Annotated in this window: 16 protein-coding genes; all 16 read right to left on the bottom strand. The window is 54.4% G+C overall.

The genetic code is table 11. From position 1 onward, the window contains the following. Nucleotides 1-6: 6 nt before the first annotated feature. The 16 genes from iolE to BCF46_RS11720 all read right to left on the bottom strand — a co-directional run bounded on the left by iolE (nt 7) and on the right by BCF46_RS11720 (nt 17,247). Nucleotides 7-912: a myo-inosose-2 dehydratase gene (iolE, locus tag BCF46_RS11795; RefSeq protein WP_121024408.1), complete on the bottom strand. Its 906-nt coding sequence runs from the start codon at nt 910-912 to the stop codon at nt 7-9. Then, complete coding sequence (gene iolD / locus BCF46_RS11790) at nt 912-2,741, bottom strand: 3D-(3,5/4)-trihydroxycyclohexane-1,2-dione acylhydrolase (decyclizing) (protein WP_121024406.1); 1,830 nt, start codon at nt 2,739-2,741, stop codon at nt 912-914. The genes iolE and iolD overlap by 1 nt, the downstream gene beginning before the upstream one ends. Continuing rightward, a complete protein-coding gene (locus tag BCF46_RS11785; RefSeq protein ID WP_121024404.1) occupies nt 2,734-4,659 on the bottom strand; it encodes a bifunctional 5-dehydro-2-deoxygluconokinase/5-dehydro-2-deoxyphosphogluconate aldolase in 1,926 nt (641 codons plus the stop codon). The genes iolD and BCF46_RS11785 overlap by 8 nt, the downstream gene beginning before the upstream one ends. Then, entirely contained in the window at nt 4,656-5,666 is a 1,011-nt protein-coding gene (iolG, locus tag BCF46_RS11780; protein ID WP_121024402.1) for an inositol 2-dehydrogenase, read from the bottom strand. Before iolG ends, BCF46_RS11785 begins: the two co-directional genes overlap by 4 nt. Nucleotides 5,667-5,679: 13 nt before the next feature. Next, nucleotides 5,680-6,732: a Gfo/Idh/MocA family protein gene (locus tag BCF46_RS11775; RefSeq protein WP_211332805.1), complete on the bottom strand. Its 1,053-nt coding sequence runs from the start codon at nt 6,730-6,732 to the stop codon at nt 5,680-5,682. 59 nt (nt 6,733-6,791) lie between these two features. Next, nucleotides 6,792-7,574, bottom strand: coding sequence for an ATP-binding cassette domain-containing protein (locus tag BCF46_RS11770; RefSeq protein ID WP_121024401.1), 783 nt, complete (start codon nt 7,572-7,574; stop codon nt 6,792-6,794). 13 nt (nt 7,575-7,587) lie between these two features. Then, a complete protein-coding gene (locus BCF46_RS11765) occupies nt 7,588-8,673 on the bottom strand; it encodes an ABC transporter permease (protein ID WP_121024399.1) in 1,086 nt (361 codons plus the stop codon). Between the two features lie 94 nt (nt 8,674-8,767). Next, nucleotides 8,768-9,712, bottom strand: a complete 945-nt coding sequence (locus tag BCF46_RS11760; protein ID WP_121024397.1) for a sugar ABC transporter substrate-binding protein — start codon at nt 9,710-9,712, stop codon at nt 8,768-8,770. An 81-nt stretch (nt 9,713-9,793) separates the two neighbouring features. Further along, entirely contained in the window at nt 9,794-10,609 is an 816-nt protein-coding gene (locus tag BCF46_RS11755; protein ID WP_121024395.1) for a TIM barrel protein, read from the bottom strand. Between the two features lie 157 nt (nt 10,610-10,766). Beyond that, nucleotides 10,767-11,798 carry a LacI family DNA-binding transcriptional regulator gene (locus BCF46_RS11750; RefSeq protein WP_121024393.1) on the bottom strand — a complete coding sequence of 344 codons (1,032 nt, stop codon included), beginning with the start codon at nt 11,796-11,798 and terminating at the stop codon, nt 10,767-10,769. Nucleotides 11,799-11,906: 108 nt separating this feature from the next. Further along, nucleotides 11,907-12,218 (bottom strand): MocE family 2Fe-2S type ferredoxin, encoded by a 312-nt coding sequence (locus BCF46_RS11745; protein ID WP_093993911.1) that lies wholly within the window; start codon nt 12,216-12,218, stop codon nt 11,907-11,909. A 69-nt stretch (nt 12,219-12,287) separates the two neighbouring features. Further along, nucleotides 12,288-13,247, bottom strand: a complete 960-nt coding sequence (locus tag BCF46_RS11740) for a sugar phosphate isomerase/epimerase family protein (protein WP_121024391.1) — start codon at nt 13,245-13,247, stop codon at nt 12,288-12,290. Beyond that, nucleotides 13,244-14,248, bottom strand: coding sequence for a Gfo/Idh/MocA family oxidoreductase (locus BCF46_RS11735; RefSeq protein WP_121024389.1), 1,005 nt, complete (start codon nt 14,246-14,248; stop codon nt 13,244-13,246). Before BCF46_RS11735 ends, BCF46_RS11740 begins: the two co-directional genes overlap by 4 nt. Nucleotides 14,249-14,370: 122 nt before the next feature. After that, nucleotides 14,371-15,159, bottom strand: coding sequence for an ATP-binding cassette domain-containing protein (locus BCF46_RS11730; protein ID WP_121024387.1), 789 nt, complete (start codon nt 15,157-15,159; stop codon nt 14,371-14,373). Nucleotides 15,160-15,169: 10 nt separating this feature from the next. Continuing rightward, the gene (locus tag BCF46_RS11725; RefSeq protein WP_121024385.1) at nt 15,170-16,165 is read right to left on the bottom strand and encodes an ABC transporter permease; all 996 of its coding nucleotides are present in this window, start codon (nt 16,163-16,165) and stop codon (nt 15,170-15,172) included. 104 nt (nt 16,166-16,269) lie between these two features. Then, complete coding sequence (locus tag BCF46_RS11720) at nt 16,270-17,247, bottom strand: substrate-binding domain-containing protein (protein WP_121024383.1); 978 nt, start codon at nt 17,245-17,247, stop codon at nt 16,270-16,272. Nucleotides 17,248-17,328 lie beyond the last annotated feature (81 nt).

Genomic DNA, 17,328 nt, shown 5'->3' with positions numbered 1-17,328 from the left:
TTCCCTTCAGTTTTCGAGTGTCAGGCCAGAGCGGCCACAAATGTCGACGATATGATCATAGCCCAACTTTGAATACTCATACGGCGGAGCCAGCGCCGGATCTTGCTCAGCCTCGACCACGATCCAGCCGCCATAGTCCATCGCCTTAAGCCGATCTGTTATTGCCTGAAAATCAATGCAGCCTTCGGGATCGCCTGGTACTGAGTAAACCCCTGCCCGCACGCCATCTAGAAAGCTGCGGTTTTCTGCGCGAACCCATGCCATCTTGTCGGGACGCACGTCTTTGAAATGGACATGGTGCACGCGATCACCCCATCGATCGAGTACCGCCAGCGGGTCGGCCCCCGCAAATAGCAAATGGCCTGTATCATATAGCAGCGTCACTTCGGGGCCCGACCCCTCCATGAGCCAATCTATGTCTTCGGAGTCCTCAATCATGCTGCCCATATGGTGGTGATATGACAGCGTCATCCCCTTGTCCGACATCCATTTGGCTAGTTCCGTCAGCTTTGATGCGTAGGATTTCACGTCGTCACGGCTTAACTTCGGGCGATTACGAACGGGCATAGAAAGGTCGCCCTGCACGCTGTTCGAACATTCAGCGTAAACGATGCAAGGCGCATCAAGTGCCACGAATTGTTCTACTTGTTGAAGCACGTCGGCTTTCTCATCCTCGAGCGAGGCCGTCATCAGGCTGCCTGAACACCACCCCCCACACAGCGACACGCCGTAACGGTCGAGATAGCTGCGCAGCCCATCCGTATCGGCTGGCATCCGGCGGCCGCGTTCGACACCCTGATAGCCGATGCGCCCTGCGTCCTCCATTGCGCCCTCGGTCGTGAATCCGGCGGTCAAGTCCGGCAGGTCATCGTTCTGCCAAGCGATTAGGGAAATGCCAATTTTGACAGCCATCAGTCTGTCCTTTGCTTTGTTTTATTAATTTCATATGCGGATCGTGCTGCGTTTATTTTATCGCGCTTGGATACCTGTGGCACAGCAACGTCCCACCATGTGCCGCCGTGTTCGGTCGAGGGATACGGATCGGTGTCAATCACCACAACATATGGTCCCGCCACATCGCCCCGCTTTGACAAAGCCAGTTCCAGATCGGCAATGGAGGTAACCTTAACGCTCGTCGCCCCCATTGAGGCCGCATGGGCCGCAAAGTCGATGGCAGAGGGCTGTGAGTGCACTGAATGGTCTAGCAGGTTGTTAAACTCTGCCCCACCTGTGCCTATTTGCAGCCTGTTGATACAACCATAGCCGCGATTGTCCGTCACCACGACAGTAAACGAAATGCCCATCATCGCCGCTGTCGCCATTTCTGAATTCGCCATCATATAGGTGCCGTCGCCAGTGAAGCAGATCACATCGCGGTCTGGTTGCGCCATCTTGATGCCCATAGCGCCCGCAATCTCATAGCCCATACAGCTGAAACCGTATTCCATGTGATAAGACATCGGGCGGCTGGATTTCCACAACTTATGGAGCTCACCGGGCATCGTGCCCGCTGCGCACATCACAACCGTGTCGTCAGTTGCCGCGCGTTGCACCGCACCCACGACCTGCATGTCGGTAGGAAGCGCATTGCCATCCGGCGCGGTGGTCAAGGGATCAACCTTGTCAAACCAGTCGGATGTCAGGCCGTCAATCCCAGCCGTCGATCGATGTTTTCCCAGAGCGGCAGACAATTCGCCAAGCCCCGCCCTTGCGTCCGCCAAAAGCGGCAAAGCGTCATGCTTGGCCGCATCATAGGCCGCCACGTTCAGACAGGCGATCCGGCGAACGGGATTGGCGAACAATCCCCATGACCCAGTGGTGAAATCCTGAAACCGTGTGCCGACGCCGAACACCAAATCAGCCTCGGCGCACACCGCATTCGCTGGCGCCCCCCCCGTCACCCCGATCGGCCCCAGATTGAGAGGATGGTCCCATGGAAGCGCGGATTTCCCTGCCTGCGTTTCAGCAATGGGAATATTGTGTGCCTCGGCAAAGCTGCGCAAGGCCTCCGTTGCGCCCGAATAGTGCACCCCGCCACCCGCAACGATGATCGGACGCTTGGCGGCCCTGATTGCATCCGCCATCGCGGCCAATTCATCAACGTCCGGACGCATCCGGCGCGCGACCCAGACCTTGGGCGCAAAAAAGCTTTCGGGATAGTCGAAGGCCTCTGCCTGCACATCCTGACAGAATGCCAATGTCACTGGACCACAATCCGCAGGATCGGTCATTGTGCGAAAGGCACGCGGCAATGCCGTCAACAATTGTTCGGGCCGTGTGATGCGGTCAAAATAACGACTGACAGGTTTGAACACGTCGTTTGCGCTTACCGTGCCGTCGTTGAAATCCTCGACTTGCTGCAGAACCGGATCAGGACCGCGATTGGCAAACACATCTCCCGGCACCAAAAGAACTGGTAGGCGATTCACGTGGGCCAAAGCGGCGGCGGTGACCATATTGGTGGCTCCCGGCCCGATGGAAGAGCTGACCATCATTGCCCGCTTGCGGCCTAATTGTTTGGCATAGGCGATCGCTGAGTGTGCCATTGTCTGTTCATTGTGCCCGCGCCACGTCGGCAAGTCGTCTTGCGCGTGGTACAGCGCCTCGCCCAATCCGGCGACATTCCCGTGACCAAAAATAGCCCAGCATCCGGCGATAAAAGGCTCTCCGGCTTCGGTTTTCTGGGCCGCAACAAATTTCACCATGGCCTGCGCCGCTGTCAGTCGAATTGTTTTAGCCATTAGCTTTTTCCCTATTCAATCGGGCATCAACACGCGCCGCATCCCAGACGTCGCAAAGCCCTGCGAAGCGGGCCGCCATCTGGTCAACCGCGTCAGCGTCCGACATTTCATCTTTCATCCATGCACGCGCCGCATCACCAAAGATGGTGCGGCCAACAGCAAACCCTTTGACCAACGGCTGTTTCGCCGCGAGCGCAAGAGACGCTGCAAGCTCGCTCTGGGGGGCATCAAGACCCAGAACCACAATCCCGCGGGTGCGCGGATCGTTGCGCCCGATTGCCGCTACCGCGTTGGACCATGCGGCGTCAGTCTTGAACGGTTCAAGCTTCCACCAATCGGGATAGACGCCGACATCGTAAAATTGCTGGATCAGTTTCGGCGTCGTCATATCATCGACGGGGCCAACCTTGGATGGGATCACCTCAAGCAGGAATTCCAAATCGTTGCGCCGCGCCGCCGTAAATAGGCGCTTAACCCGCTCCTCCTGAGTCTTCTTTGTATCGACGTCATCATCTGGATGACAAAAGACCAAAAGTTTCACGACATTCTCTCTCGGCCATTCTCGCAATTGGCCAAAATCCTCGCCCAACTCCGGCTCAAACTCGATCGGGCGTGATCCTGGCAATTCTGTCGGTCTGCCAATCCACAGTCCTGATCCGCTGGCGGCATGAAGCGCGCGACGCCCGATCCGGTTGTCACATAGAATTCCGAAACCCGGCTGCCCGTTCTGCACTTGCAGAGCCGCATCAAGGCAGAGTCGTTTAAAGGCACCGGCTTTCTTCAGGCTGTACCCATCCATCTCTTCAAGCTGCAAACGGTGATCAAACGCGAAAGTTTTGACCGAAGACCAAGTGCCCCGACGGTTCGTAGCCCAGTGGACCTGTTCCAGTTCGACATCGTTGCGCAGATCGGGTTGCTTGATGCCGCGCTCAAAGAAAAACTGGAGTTCGTCCCAAGATGGATAAGCTGGCGTGCAACCGTGTCGCGAAACGGCAAAGGCGCCACAGGCATTGGCATATTTCAACGTGTTTGCCCAATCCTCACCGTCCAGCCACCCCTTGAGAAGGCCGGACATAAAGCCGTCGCCCGCGCCCAAGACATTAAAGACCTCAATCGGAAAGCCCGGACCGGATTGGCCATCGTCAAGGCTCTCCGGAATGTCACCCGTAAACGCCACCGCACCATCCGCGCCGCGCTTACACACCAAAGTTGCACCTGACACGGCGCGGACAGCCCGTAGCGCCGCGATGGTGTCGGTGGTGCCCCCAGCTATGTGGAACTCCTCTTCGGTGCCCACGATCAAATCAAACAAATGCAAAGTGGTCTGAAGCTTGGACGTAACTTCCGCGCTTTCAACAAAACGGCTTTCGCCATCACCGTGGCCCGCAACGCCCCACAAGTTTGGACGGTAATCAATATCAAGCGCGGTCTGCATGTCATTAGTCCGCGCGATTTCTAATGCCTTCAGCGTCGCCGCCTCGACCTGCGGGTTGCTCAGATGTGTGCCTGTCGCCACTACTGCACGGGCCGATGTGATGAACGCCTCGTCGACATCATCCACCGTCAGCCCCATATCGGCGCAGTTCTCGCGGTAGAAAATCAACGGGAATTGTTCGCTGTCGCGGATGCCCAACAACACCAGTGCCGTCAGGCGGTCAGGGTCAACTTTCACCCCCTGCGTGCTCACCCCTTCCCGCGCCAATTGTTCCTTAATGAAGCGGCCCATGTGTTCATCACCAACCGCCGTGACAACCCCAGACTTCAACCCCAACCGCGCTGTCCCACAGGCGATATTCGTTGGTGAGCCACCAATATATTTATCAAACGCCCCCATGTCCTCTAGGCGCCCACCAATCTGCGCGCCATAGAGATCAACCGAACTTCTACCAATCGTGATTAAATCAAGGGTCTTGGTCATGTCGAAACCTTTAGTTCCGACAATTTCACCACGCGCTGCTCCGCCACTGACAACAAAGCCGCATCCGCCAGTGCCAGCGCCACCATTCCGTCGTGGCCAGTGGTTGGCGTTGCGGTCTTGCCCGAAACGGCTGCAACAAATCCGGCTATCTCGTTGGCATAAGCAGCGATATAGCGCGTCATGAAGAAGTCGAGCAACGGCGGCTGGTGGAACCCGCTCTCGTCCGCCAACACGATGTTGGTTCCGCGCATGTTTTCGGCCGCGACTGACCCCTTGGATCCCAAAACCTCAATCCGCTGGTCGTAGCCATAGGTTGCACGACGCGAATTGGTGATGGTGCATTGTTTTCCGCTTTCCGTCGTCAGGATAACGTTGACGCTGTCGTAGTCGCCCAGCTTACCGATCTCGGGGTCGGTCAGGACAGATGCCGCCGCTTGCACGGTTGCGATTTCTTCACCCAGCAACCATCTCGCCACGTCAAAATCATGAATTGTCATGTCGCGGAAAATACCGCCCGACACCTTAATGTATTCCGCAGGTGGTGCGCCGGGATCGCGGCTGGAAATCGTGACCATCTCGACGTCACCGATCTTGCCGTCGTCAACAGCCTTCCTCAACGCCATAAAATCAGGGTCGAACCGACGATTGAAGCCAACCATCAAGGTCGCATTTTCTTCGCTGACGGTCTTGAGGCATTCCTTGACCCGCTCCAGATCAAGATCGATCGGCTTCTCGCAGAACACTGCCTTTCCGGCGCGGGCAAATTGCTCAATCAAGTCGGCGTGAGTGTCTGTCGGCGTACAAATAGCCACGGCATCGACATCATCGCTTGCGGCAATCGCGTCAATAGAGCGGATATCGCAACCGTAATTGTCAGCCACTTTTTGCGCCGCAGCCGCCATTGGATCGGCGATTGCGACAAGGGACGCGCCCTCGGTCGACGCAACAGCGCGGGCATGCACCTGGCCGATCCGGCCAGCGCCTAGAATTGCAAAACGAACGGTCATAGAAGTCTCCAGTCTACCGGTGTGTCGGTTTGTTGTAGTGTTGAATCAAGTTGAACAATCTGCCCTGATGCAGCGGCGATGCGCGCCGCGTCGAGCACTTCGACGGTTCGTAAAGATTGGCGCGCAGGGACCGGCCCATCTGTGCCTTGCCGAACTGCTTCGGCAAATTCAGTATAGTAATCGCTGTAGTCGGATCGAAGGGACGGAATTCTGCGCGGGCCGCTTTCACCATAAAGCGTTCCCCAAGCCGATTGGGGCTCCTCGCCCCAATTGTCGGAGGTAGCGGGTCGTTTGCCATCAATGGCCCGCGGGCCTGCACGTCGGTGCCATTGACAACGTAAGCGCCCTTTGTCCCGTAAACCCGAAGTTCACGGGCATCGAGATGATTGGCTTTGCTCGCGGAAACATAGCTGTGAGCGCCGCTAACGTGGCGCAGGTGGATCACGAAATCTGCATCCGTGTGGCCTTCAGAAAATTCGAGATGGTTGATTTGCGCATCAACAAACTCAACTGGCCCTAACAGCCAGAGCATTTGATCCACGAGATGACTTCCCAGATCGCGCAACAAACCACCATCTGGCCCGCGCTCTAGCGTTTCTATCTGATCGAAGTCCATCCGATTGTGGACGCGCTGGATATCCCCCAATTCTCCTGCATCAATCAAGGAAGCCAGTGTAACCAAATCGGTGTCGCGCCGGCGGTTCTGAAACACATTCAGCAAAACGCCCTTCTGCTTCGCTGCCCCAGCCATTTGGGCGGCATCCCGAAGATTCATCGAGAACGGTTTGTCGCAGACCACGTGCAATCCGGCTTCAATAGCCTCAAGCGTCAAAGGCGTATGTGTCGCGGGCGGGGTTGTGATTGTCACCACGTCGAAGCTGCCATCTGCGATCAGATCGGACAGACTCGCAAAGACCGGAACACCGGGGAGATCGACGGCAATCTGCGCGATCTTGTCGGCGGACCGCGCCACCACGCCGCCGATCTCGACGCCGTCAGCGGCCTGAATGAACGGCGCGTGAAAAATCCGGCCACCGAAACCGTAGCCTACAAGTCCAAGTTTCATGGGTTCCTCAAATCAAAATAATCTAGACGGCCCGCCTCTAGTGCCTAAAGGCCAAGTCGTTAAGCCGCGTCTTCATAGCCCTCTTGTGTCTTGGCTCCCGTTATATAAGCCACAACATCCTCGCCTGAGATTCTCTCATTCTTGATGTCTAGATTGGCGCAAATGCGGCCGCGCCGGAACACCACCACTCTATCCACCAGATCAAAAACCTGACGCATGTTATGACTGACCAGAATGAGGGGTTCACCCGCCTCCTTAAGCGTGCGCACAATGTTTTCGACCTGTGCAGTTTCCTGCACGCCAAGTGCTGCCGTTGGTTCGTCCATAATCGTCAGTTTCGAATGGAAAGTGGCCGTCCGTGCGATTGCGACACACTGCCGCTGTCCACCCGACATATTTCGGATAGCGTTCCGGATGTTAGGAATTTTCACAGCTGTTCTTTCCAAACCTTCAATTGTTGCTTCCCGCATCGCCCGGTAATCAAGAAGCCGGAATGGGCCCAGAAAATTCCATTTTGTTATTTCTCTTCCTAAGAAGAGATTGTCCGGTACGTCCAGATCATCTGCAAGCGCCAACGTTTGAAAAACGGTCTCAATGCCTTCTTCGCGCGCGTCCAGCGGGCCAGAGAAATGCACTGGTTTTCCATCAAAAATGATGTCCCCACGGGTCCGTTGCTCAACACCGGTAATCTGGCGTACAAAAGTTGATTTTCCTGCTCCGTTGTCACCCATTATTGCGACATGCTCGCCTGCGCGCAGTTGAAAGTTGGCTCCTTCTAATGCGTGCACACCGCCGTAATGTTTCGTCAGGTCGCGCGTTTCGAGAATAAATTGATCGCCCATGTGATATCTCCTTTCAACCCGCTGTCGCGCGTTGTTGACGATACTGATCCAGAACGACCGCACCGATGATAATCGATCCCATCGCAATCAGTTGGTAATAAGCGTCTAGCTTAATGAACGTGAACCCAGACTGGATTACTCCAAAGACCATCGCCCCCAAAACAGTGCCGACAATAGATCCACGCCCGCCTGTCAAACTGACGCCGCCAATAACGGCCATTGCAATGGCGTAAAGCTCGTAGAACTGCCCCATACCGGCCTGTGCGGTCAAATTTTTTGAACTGAGGATAACGGCTGCAAATGCAGCCAGCATGGAGGCAATCATATAAACGAGGACCTTGTGGCGTTTGACATTGATGCCTGACATGCGAGCGGCATCTTCATTCGATCCAATCGCATAAGTGTGTTTGCCGTAGACCGTGAATTTCATGATCAGAAACAGCAAAATTGCCAACAGCGCAAACCACACAACGGGCATCATACCAGAACCAATGGCCGCAAATGAATCGGTGGGAAATGAGACCGGTTGCCCCTTCGTCCACCACTGCGCTATACCTCGGCAGATCAAGAACATGCCAAGTGTCGCGATAAATGGCGGAATGCGCGTGTACGCTATGAAGCTGCCATTGATGCATCCGATAAGCGCGCCAAATGCCAGTCCTACAAAGATGGGTACAATAACAGGCAGGTCAAAAGCCCAATCCCCAAAAACAGCTTTGGGGTTCAGCTGGCCATTGACCAACTCAGTCTGACCGAAAGACATGACTATCATGGCTGCCGCACCGACGAGAGGACCTGATGATAGGTCAATTCCGCCCGAAATAATGACTTGCGTTACCCCTAGTGCAATGATTCCGATGATTGACACTTGCAGAATGATGATTTGGATGCGCGCGACATTTAGAATGGTTCCGTCGCGGTTCATGTTGAAATCAAACAACATGCTCTGACCCTTCATGTACGGCAGTAACTGCCCGAGCGCTTCGAAGGTCAGAATAATTAGGATGAGCGCGATGAATACGTTCGCTTCGTTTGGCCAGGCACGCTTGGACTTATCATATGCCAATCCGCCGGTGCCAAGAGTGTTTGGATTTGCCATTTTTCCCTCCGCCGGCGAGTTTCAGTCGCCGCAATCTCGATTTCCGGAGCGGTGTCGATAGGGACACCGCTCCGACCACGTAAGTTTGACCGGCTTAGTTCTGAGTCAGATAGCCTTCGATATTGGCCGGTGTCACCAACTCGAACGGAATGTACACTTTCTGCTCCACTTCTTCGCCATTGGCGAGCGCGATGGCCGCGTTCAAAGCACCTGACCCCTGGCCAGCGGCGTTTTGAAATACGGTCACGTCAAGCTCGCCAGCTTGCATCGAAGACAAGGCGTCCTGAGTAGCATCGACACCTCCTACAACCACGTCGGCCATATCGATACCGGCTGCCTTGATGGCTTGAATGGCCCCAAGTGCCATTTCGTCATTATTTGCGATCACAGCATGAAACACTTCGCCCGACGACAACCAGTTGGTCATCAAGGAGTTGGCCTGCTCACGGGACCAGTTAGCGGTTTGCTGATCAATCACCTCGATAAAGCTGCACATGTCCATACCGAGTACATCTTGGATGTCTTTGGTCCGCTGAACCGCCGCCTGGTTGGACAGCTCGCCCATCATGACATACGCCCGCGCGCCGCCACCAAGTCCTTGGGCACGCAACATCTTACAAATCTCGAACGTTTCCAGTGTTCCAGATTCAATCTCGTTTGATGCGACAAATGCTTGATTGTCTGGCATACTGTCGACGTTGATTGGCTGTCGGTTAACGAACACGAGAGGCACACCTGCGGCCTCAGCAGCGGCGGTCATCGCTTGTGTAGCTGACGTATCAACTGGGTTAACGATGATTGCATCGACGCCGGATGCAATGAAATTGTTGATCTGGTCCAGCTGCCTGGCCAAGTCGTTTTGCGCATCTTCAATTTGGACTTCAACGCCATCCATTTCAGCAGCGGATGCTTCGATGCCGTTGCGCAGAACTGTCAAAAAGTTATCATCAAAAAGCGCCATCGAAACACCGATGTCTTCAGCAATAGCTGCTGTGGACAAAAGAGAAGCAAGGCCTGCGGCAATAATAGTCTTTTTCATTGGGTTCCTCCCGTTGTGGTGTCCGGCACACCATTTCTTTTGCCGGAACCCCTTCATGTTCGGGGTATTCAAACCTCTTGCTCAGGCGGCCTCCTGCCGCAATCGCGAGGTAATAAATTCAAATGATGCTCTGATTTCTGAGTAAGGGTCCGGCATCGCATGGGTTCTCGGAGAGAAGCATTCATACGAAATTGGTCCATCGTAACCGCCCGCAATCAGGGCGCGGATCTGTTCGATATTGCCAAGACGATCTTGCTCATCGACCAAAACCCTATGCTCGTCTTCCATCTCGGTTATCTGCAAGTCTGGATCGACAACTGCTGAGATATGAATAATTCCAGTGGCTCGGATGAAAATAGGATCCTCACCAGCAAGCGTGTGGTGGAAGGTATCGTGCACCAACTTAAAGTGATCTGCACCGTCGATATCATTAATCGTATCGACCAAATCCGATTTTGAGCGCAGCGACGACCGCACAAACCCGAGTGGCTCAACCAAGGCAACCATGTTTGCTTTCCTAAGCATTGGCAAGATCGCCATCATTGCGACGCGCAGGTTGGCTTGGCGTTCGCTTTTGCCCAGCCCCGTTCCGTCATTACGCGGGATCAGACTGATAGTTTCGGCGCCTGCAGCCTTTGCGACTACAATCAGATCACGCACCGCAACTTCACGTTCTGCGTCCCATGTGTTGAACGGATAGACTTGGCTCAAACCCACGAGGCGCAGACCTCTATCCTTTGCCATCTTACCTGCTTCAACGGGGTCCACTCCATCAAACAGTTCACGATCGATATCGTTGCGGACTTCAACCCCGACACACTCAAGCTTGGCCGCCAAATCAAGGAAATCGACGTAGCTCAGGTTTGGAACTGTCATATGATTAAGTGCAAAGTTCATCGTATCCCCCTCATCACGACCCGGGCGTCTTTTCGGACGGGCCGATCGCTGCGTTGCGGAACACTGAGGTCACTCTTGGGATTCGGTCAATGCATCGGGGTGACTAATGCGTCATTCATGACGTTCTTATGGAGGCGAAAATGACGTTTTTACGTCATCAAAAAGACTCTGGCAACACGATCCGGGGCTCAAGAAACGTTTGCCCTGACACGCCATCGTCCGCCTCGATAGTCGATTGAATCATTAGGTCAATTAATGTCCTACAAAGCCCTTTGAGTGGCGTAGAAATCACCATGGTGACATAGCCGTCAATCAGTCCAGCCCGACTTTCGGCGGTAAGTTCGTTGACTATCAACGCGACCTTCGGGGTGGAATGCACCTCTCGCACCGCAGCAATCGCACCCTCCATGCCACCGCCCGCTATATAGATGCCGCGCAGGTCCGGATGACGCTGCAAAAGGTCCAGCGTAGCTTCATATGTAACTTGCCTCGTTTCGAGGTTCACGAGGGTATCAAGGACTGTAAATCCAAGATCGCGTTCTCTTACGAATGAGCGGTACCCTACTTCACGCAAATCGTGTCCATGCCAACGGTTGCCGCCAACGAAGATAGCAAGCTTCCCGGGTTGATGCACCGTTTTCGTTATCATCCAGCCAGCTAGCCGCCCAATTTTCATATTGTTGAGGCCAATGTAGTTCTTCCGGATCCCTTGCGCGAAATCATTGAGGAGGGACACGACGGGTACATTCTTGTCCTTCAAGTCTTGCACCACGCGGTTTAGCCGAGGGTCGTTCACGGCAGTGCAAGCGAGAGCATCGCAGCGGCGGCCCAGAGTTTTCAACAGATCGGTAAACTCATCAGGTGACTGCGACGACGAAAACCTAATATCAGAGGTAATCCGGTAATCATGTCGTTCTGAAATGGCCGCTTCGATGTGGGTGGCGAAATCACTGTAAAATTGCTGGCTCTTCTTCAGTAGGACAAAACCAAGTCGTAATTCCGGCAACGGCTTGTCCAATCGGCTTAGAAAGATACCCTTGCTGTGGTAGCCAACTTTGTGTGCCGCATCAGCAATTTTTCGCATCGTTTCTTCGCGTACGACCGACCGCCCGTTCAACGCACGGTCAACGGTTGTCGGACTGACACCTGCCTCTCGCGCCACATCTTTGATCGTCGGTCTGTTTGCCATTTGGCCTCCATGACGTTTTTACGTCATAGTTTTCTAACAAGCGTGCCGACACCGAGTCCAGCGAGATTATGTGTCTTTGGTGGGGCCCTAGGCCGCAAAAGCCCCGCCTTAAATCTCGACAAAGACCCGTCCGTTCTCAAGCTTGGTCGGATAGGTATGCAAGTTTTCGCAGGCGGGCGGAGTTTCCACCTCACCGTTAGTGCAATCAAAAATTGACGAATGCTTGGGACATTCAATGGTGGCTTCAATTACCAAGCCATCACTCAGGTGGACTTCCTCATGGGTACACAACCCATCAGAGCAATAATAATTATCCTCGTGATCGCGAACGATGATGAACGTGCGCTCCCCGTGATCGAAACGGATAACGTCTTCTTGGTCGATGTCATCTTGTGCGCAGGCATTGATCCATTGGGCCATTACTCGCTCCTTTTCTTTTGTTTAACAACCGCCCTGTTTGGGCAATTCACTCAGGCGCACGCCCGGGCCTCAAATGTCCTGCGGCCTATAATCTGCCGGGCGATCAGGCATAACACCTTGAAGAAGCGTCACGGACTTCTCCAATCCTTCTAACGAGTTCAGCAAAACGTCTTCATGCTCGATCGAAAGCCAACCATCGTAATTTGCCATTTTGAGTCGGTAGCAGAACTGTCGCCACCATTCTTCACTGTGGCCAAACCCGAGCGTGATATAAGACCAGCTGCGGGCCGGAACATCCATAAGAGAGCCATTCTCCAGTAAGCTGGTGGTTGCCTGCACAGGTGCATTAAGCATCGTGTCTTTTGCATGCACGTGATAAATTGCATGCCCTAATGCCTGCGCTGCAATCAACGGATCAGCCCCCATCCAAAATAGGTGGCTTGGATCAAGGTTAGCGCCGACAATCGGACCGACAGCTTCGCGCAGTTTCAACAGCGACGGCACGTTGTAGACGCATTGGTTGCCATGCATTTCCAATGCAATCTTCTCAACCCCGTTTTCCTGTGCGAGCGCAACAATCTCGGTCCAAAACGGGAACAGCTTCTCGTTCCATTGATAGCGCAGAATATCTTGCGTTTCAGGTGGCCAAGAAGAAATGATCCAGTTGGGCATCGTATCATTGGCGGACCCCGCTGGCAGGCCCGACATGGTGCAAACGGTCTTGATGCCCATTTCACCCGCGACGCGGATGGTGTCGCGCAGCCCCTGACCTTGTGTTGGATCGGTCGGGTGCAGCGGATTTCCGTTAGCATTCAGGCTGATGATCTCAAGGTTGCGATCAGAAAACTCTTTTTGATAGGCGGCTTGGGCAGCCATGTTGCCCAGCATCCCTTGAAGATCGAAATGTGGCGCCGTTGACCACCCGCAGGTGTTTACCTCAACCCCCGAAACGCCCACGCGCTGCGCATGATCGAGCATGTCGGTGAAAGAGATTCCACCAAGGCTGTCAGACACAAAGCCCATTTTCATGCGTAAAACTCCGGTTTAGGGGCCATCACGACCTGTGTTCTCGTACCTGAAACCAAGGCTTCAATGCCAGCTTGCGCTACAATCGCGGCGCAGTATCCATCCCAGCAATCCGATGCAATGTCAGGGAATTTTCCCGTTTCGACATAGGCCAGAAAGTCTCGGTTCTGGCGAACATAAGCCGCATGATATCGGCCTCGCCAATCGGATTCATAGCGGGTGGAACTTGACAATTTCATGTCAGTGCGGGTGTACGCCACATTGTTTATCGCAATTGTGCCTGCCTCGCCCACCAATTCGCCGCGCACGTCGTATCCGTAGGCGGCATTGTTGTTGATCTCGATTGTCACCAGTTGGCCATCTGTGGTTTCCAGAACCATGACGACAGGGGCCACCAGCGCGTCAGAACGCTTTGGCTGAAAGGCCGTGATCGACGCATATTCTGTTCCCAGCACATGGCGAACCACGTCAAATTCATGCGGCGCAGAGTTTGTGATCGCCATGGCGCCCGTGAAATCAGCGGCAGGCGTTTCCACGTTGCGGTGGAAATTGTGCATCATCAAAGCGCGACCCAAAGTGCCACCGTCAAGCGCCTGCTTCATCTCGATATAAGATTGGTCATAACGGCGCATGAAACCTAACATCACATGTTTAGCACCTGAGGCCTCTTCAGCGGCGATGACAGCCAGACATTCACCCGGCAGTTGCGACAAAGGTTTTTCACATAGCACCCGCTTACCCGCTTTGATGCAGGCCAATGACAGCGGCGCATGGGTAAAATCCGGGCTGGCCAAGATCACCGCATCCACGTCATCGCGGGCGATCACGCTGTCCGGGTCGATGGCAAAATCGACCGCCCCATAGCGATCCGCCAAGCCTTGTGCGCGGGTGACGTTCATATCGCACACAATTTGCAACTGCGCGCCCGGCAAATCCTCCGCAATGATCTTGGCGTGGTCCGCGCCCATCAATCCTGCGCCAATGACTGCAATTCTAACGGTCATTTAGGTTTGCCAGATCATAAAGAGGGGAGCGCGTTTCAGAGCGGGAGGCCGGGAGACAACCTCCGGACTGGACTGCGCTCCCCGACCGACACCTTGGGAGCTCGACGCGTCGGGTTGTTAGCTTAAGCATCGGCATAGCCTTCGATTTGCCTTTCGAGATCTGCCATCGTTTCGCCGCCTGCCATCAAATCGGTGATCTCTTCGCGGGACCGTTCGCCTTTGCGGAAATCCGCAGCAATCGCGCCACGGATCAACACAGCGAAATGATCGCCCACTGCCATGGCATGCATGACCTGGTGAGTGATGAAAATCACGGCCAATCCCCGGCGTTTTGCCTCGTTCACGATGCGAAGAACGTGTGCGGCCTGTTTGACCCCGAGCGCGGCTGTTGGTTCATCAAGGATAAGAACACGCGCGCCGAAATGGACCGCGCGGGCAATGGCCAGCGACTGACGTTCACCACCTGACAAGCCGCCTATCAGACGATCACCGTCATCGACCCGCGTGATGCCGAAGTTCTGCACAGCCTCGACCGCGATCTTATTGGCTTTCTTGCGATCGTAGATCTTGAACGGACCCCATCCTTTGGTGGGCTCCACACCCACGAAGAAACTGCGCCCAATGCTCATCAACGGAAATGTGCCGCCAAATTGGTGCACGGTGGCGATGCCTTTATCTTGGGCCTCTCGCGGGGTGGAGAATGTCACCTCCGCGCCATCCATAAGGATGGAACCCCGTGTCGGCTTGTGGACACCACATAGCGTCTTGATAAGCGTTGATTTACCCGCACCGTTATCCCCGAGCAGGCAAAGCACCTCGCCTTCATTCATCTTGAGGGAAATATCATGCAGCACGTCGATCGGCCCAAAGGATTTATCAACACTACGGAGTTCCAGAACTGGAGAAGTCATCGGTTTGCCCTCATTTCTTCTTTGGCGCATAAGACAGCGCCATGGAGCGGAAGGTGTTGTTCATCAGGACGGCGGCCAACAGCATCACGCCAATAATCAAACTTGACCAGTTGCGATCAAAACTTGTGAAATAGATGCCTTGATTGACCACCGCAAAAGTAATGGTGCCAAAGACGATCCCGACGACGGACCCAAATCCACCCGTCAGGACAACGCCCCCAACGACCACCGAAATGATAACGTTAAAGATATAAGACATCCCCGCAGACACTTGCGCCGAGTTGAACAACAGCGCCTGACACATGCCCACGAACGCCGCACTACACGCCGAAAGGATGAACAAGATGATCGTCAGTTTCGTGGTCGGGATACCGGCATTGCGTGCGCTTTCACGGTCGCCGCCCATAGCGAAGATCCAATTACCGTACTTCGTATAATGAATGTAGAAAATATAGACGGCCGTCACAGCAAACCACCACAAGATGATAACTTGATAGGTGCCACCAATAAATTGCCCGAAAACGGCTTTGTAAAAGTCCGGCGCCTTGATCGATACGCTGGTCGTTCCGGTGATCAGCACCGATAGGCCAAGCACGAGACCCGCAACTGCAAACAAAGTGCCAAGCGTTACAATCAACGACGGGACGGCTGTGTGAACGACCAAAAAGCCGTTGATAAACCCGACAACCACGCCAAACCCGAGCACCACAATGATCGACATCCAAATCGGGAAGTCATAGTGGCCGGACATGATTGCCACGATCATCGACCCCGCAGGGATCATTGACCCGATGGAAATGTCTAATTCACCTGCGATCATCAACAACCCGACCGGTATTGCAATAATCCCAATGTTGGCGGCAACGTTTAGCCAACTCGCGATACCGGACGGTTTCAAAAAATTTATGCCGCCGAAAATTAGAAAGAAGGCAATGACTGCGACCATTCCCAAAAAGGCTCCGGCCTCTGGTCGGCGAAATAGACTGCCGATTGATAAACGACTCATTGGAAATGTCCCCGTGTTTGTTCGGTGGCTGGTGGCAACCATATCGTTAGGTCATGCCGATGTAACGGCCCGCAGAAACGTCTACGGGCCGAACAAATTCAGTCTTAGCGATAGCCGAGTTCTCCGCCCTTAAGCGTGGCTTCGATGTTGGATGCATCCACGATGCCCGGCCCTGTCAGCAACGGCGACGTCGCCATCGCTAGACCATAGTTCACGTAACCATCGGCTAGCGTCACCGCCAGAAAGCCCTGCAACCAGGGCTGCTGGTCAATCGCAAAAAGCTGTTCACCGTCACGGATACGCTCAAGGCCAGCCACGTTCATGTCGAATGAACCAAGGGCGACGGTTTCCACCCGTCCCGCCTGCTGCATCCCGATGTACGCACTGTCTGCATCCGCAGAGGAAATCGTAAAGATACCATCGATAGTTTCATCGCCAAGCAATGTCGCTTTGATCGCTTCGGCAACCGCTGTTGGATCTCCAAATGCGCTTGCTGGCAGCGGAAGCTGTTCCGAAACGCCACCAGACTCGGCCATCCCATCACGGATGCCATCGCAGCGCGCTTCGAGGTTACCTGCACCGGGCACCGTATTTACACAAATTACGTTCGTCGCGCCATGTTCGGCAAAGTATTTACCACCAGCAAGGCCAGCAGGGTATTCTTCGTTGCCAATATAGTTGATCGCGCCGAGTTCTGCCGCCTTATCCCCGCCACCAGCATTATAAAGCATAACGGGAATGCCCGCAGCCATAGCTGCCTCGATCGCCTCGTCCTGCGCGTCCGGAACCCAATTTGGAACCGCAATGATGTCGACACCTTGGCTGATCGCTGTTCGGACAAGGTTTGCAGCGTCGCCACCAATGTTATCATAGGTTTGCAACTGCAAATAATTGACGGTGCCTCCATGGGCTTCGACAACAAGCGTTGCATCATCAATGCCACGACCAATTTTCGCGAAAAACGCATCATCCGCACGACCACCGATAATCGCGATGGTTGCGCCTTCTTGAGCCATTACCGGTGCAACGCCTAACGTAGCTGTCGCCAGCAGTGCCCCCATTACATTCTTAAAGATACTCATTGTAGTTTCCTCCCTTTGCGCCGTCACAATTGACGACATTCGTTGTGGGTCAATCGGACCCGGCGTTTGCTAGCACGTCCG

It is taken from the genome of Litoreibacter meonggei (assembly GCF_003663885.1).
Taxonomy (GTDB): domain Bacteria; phylum Pseudomonadota; class Alphaproteobacteria; order Rhodobacterales; family Rhodobacteraceae; genus Litoreibacter; species Litoreibacter meonggei.
This window is presented reverse-complemented; position numbering and strand designations above follow the sequence as displayed.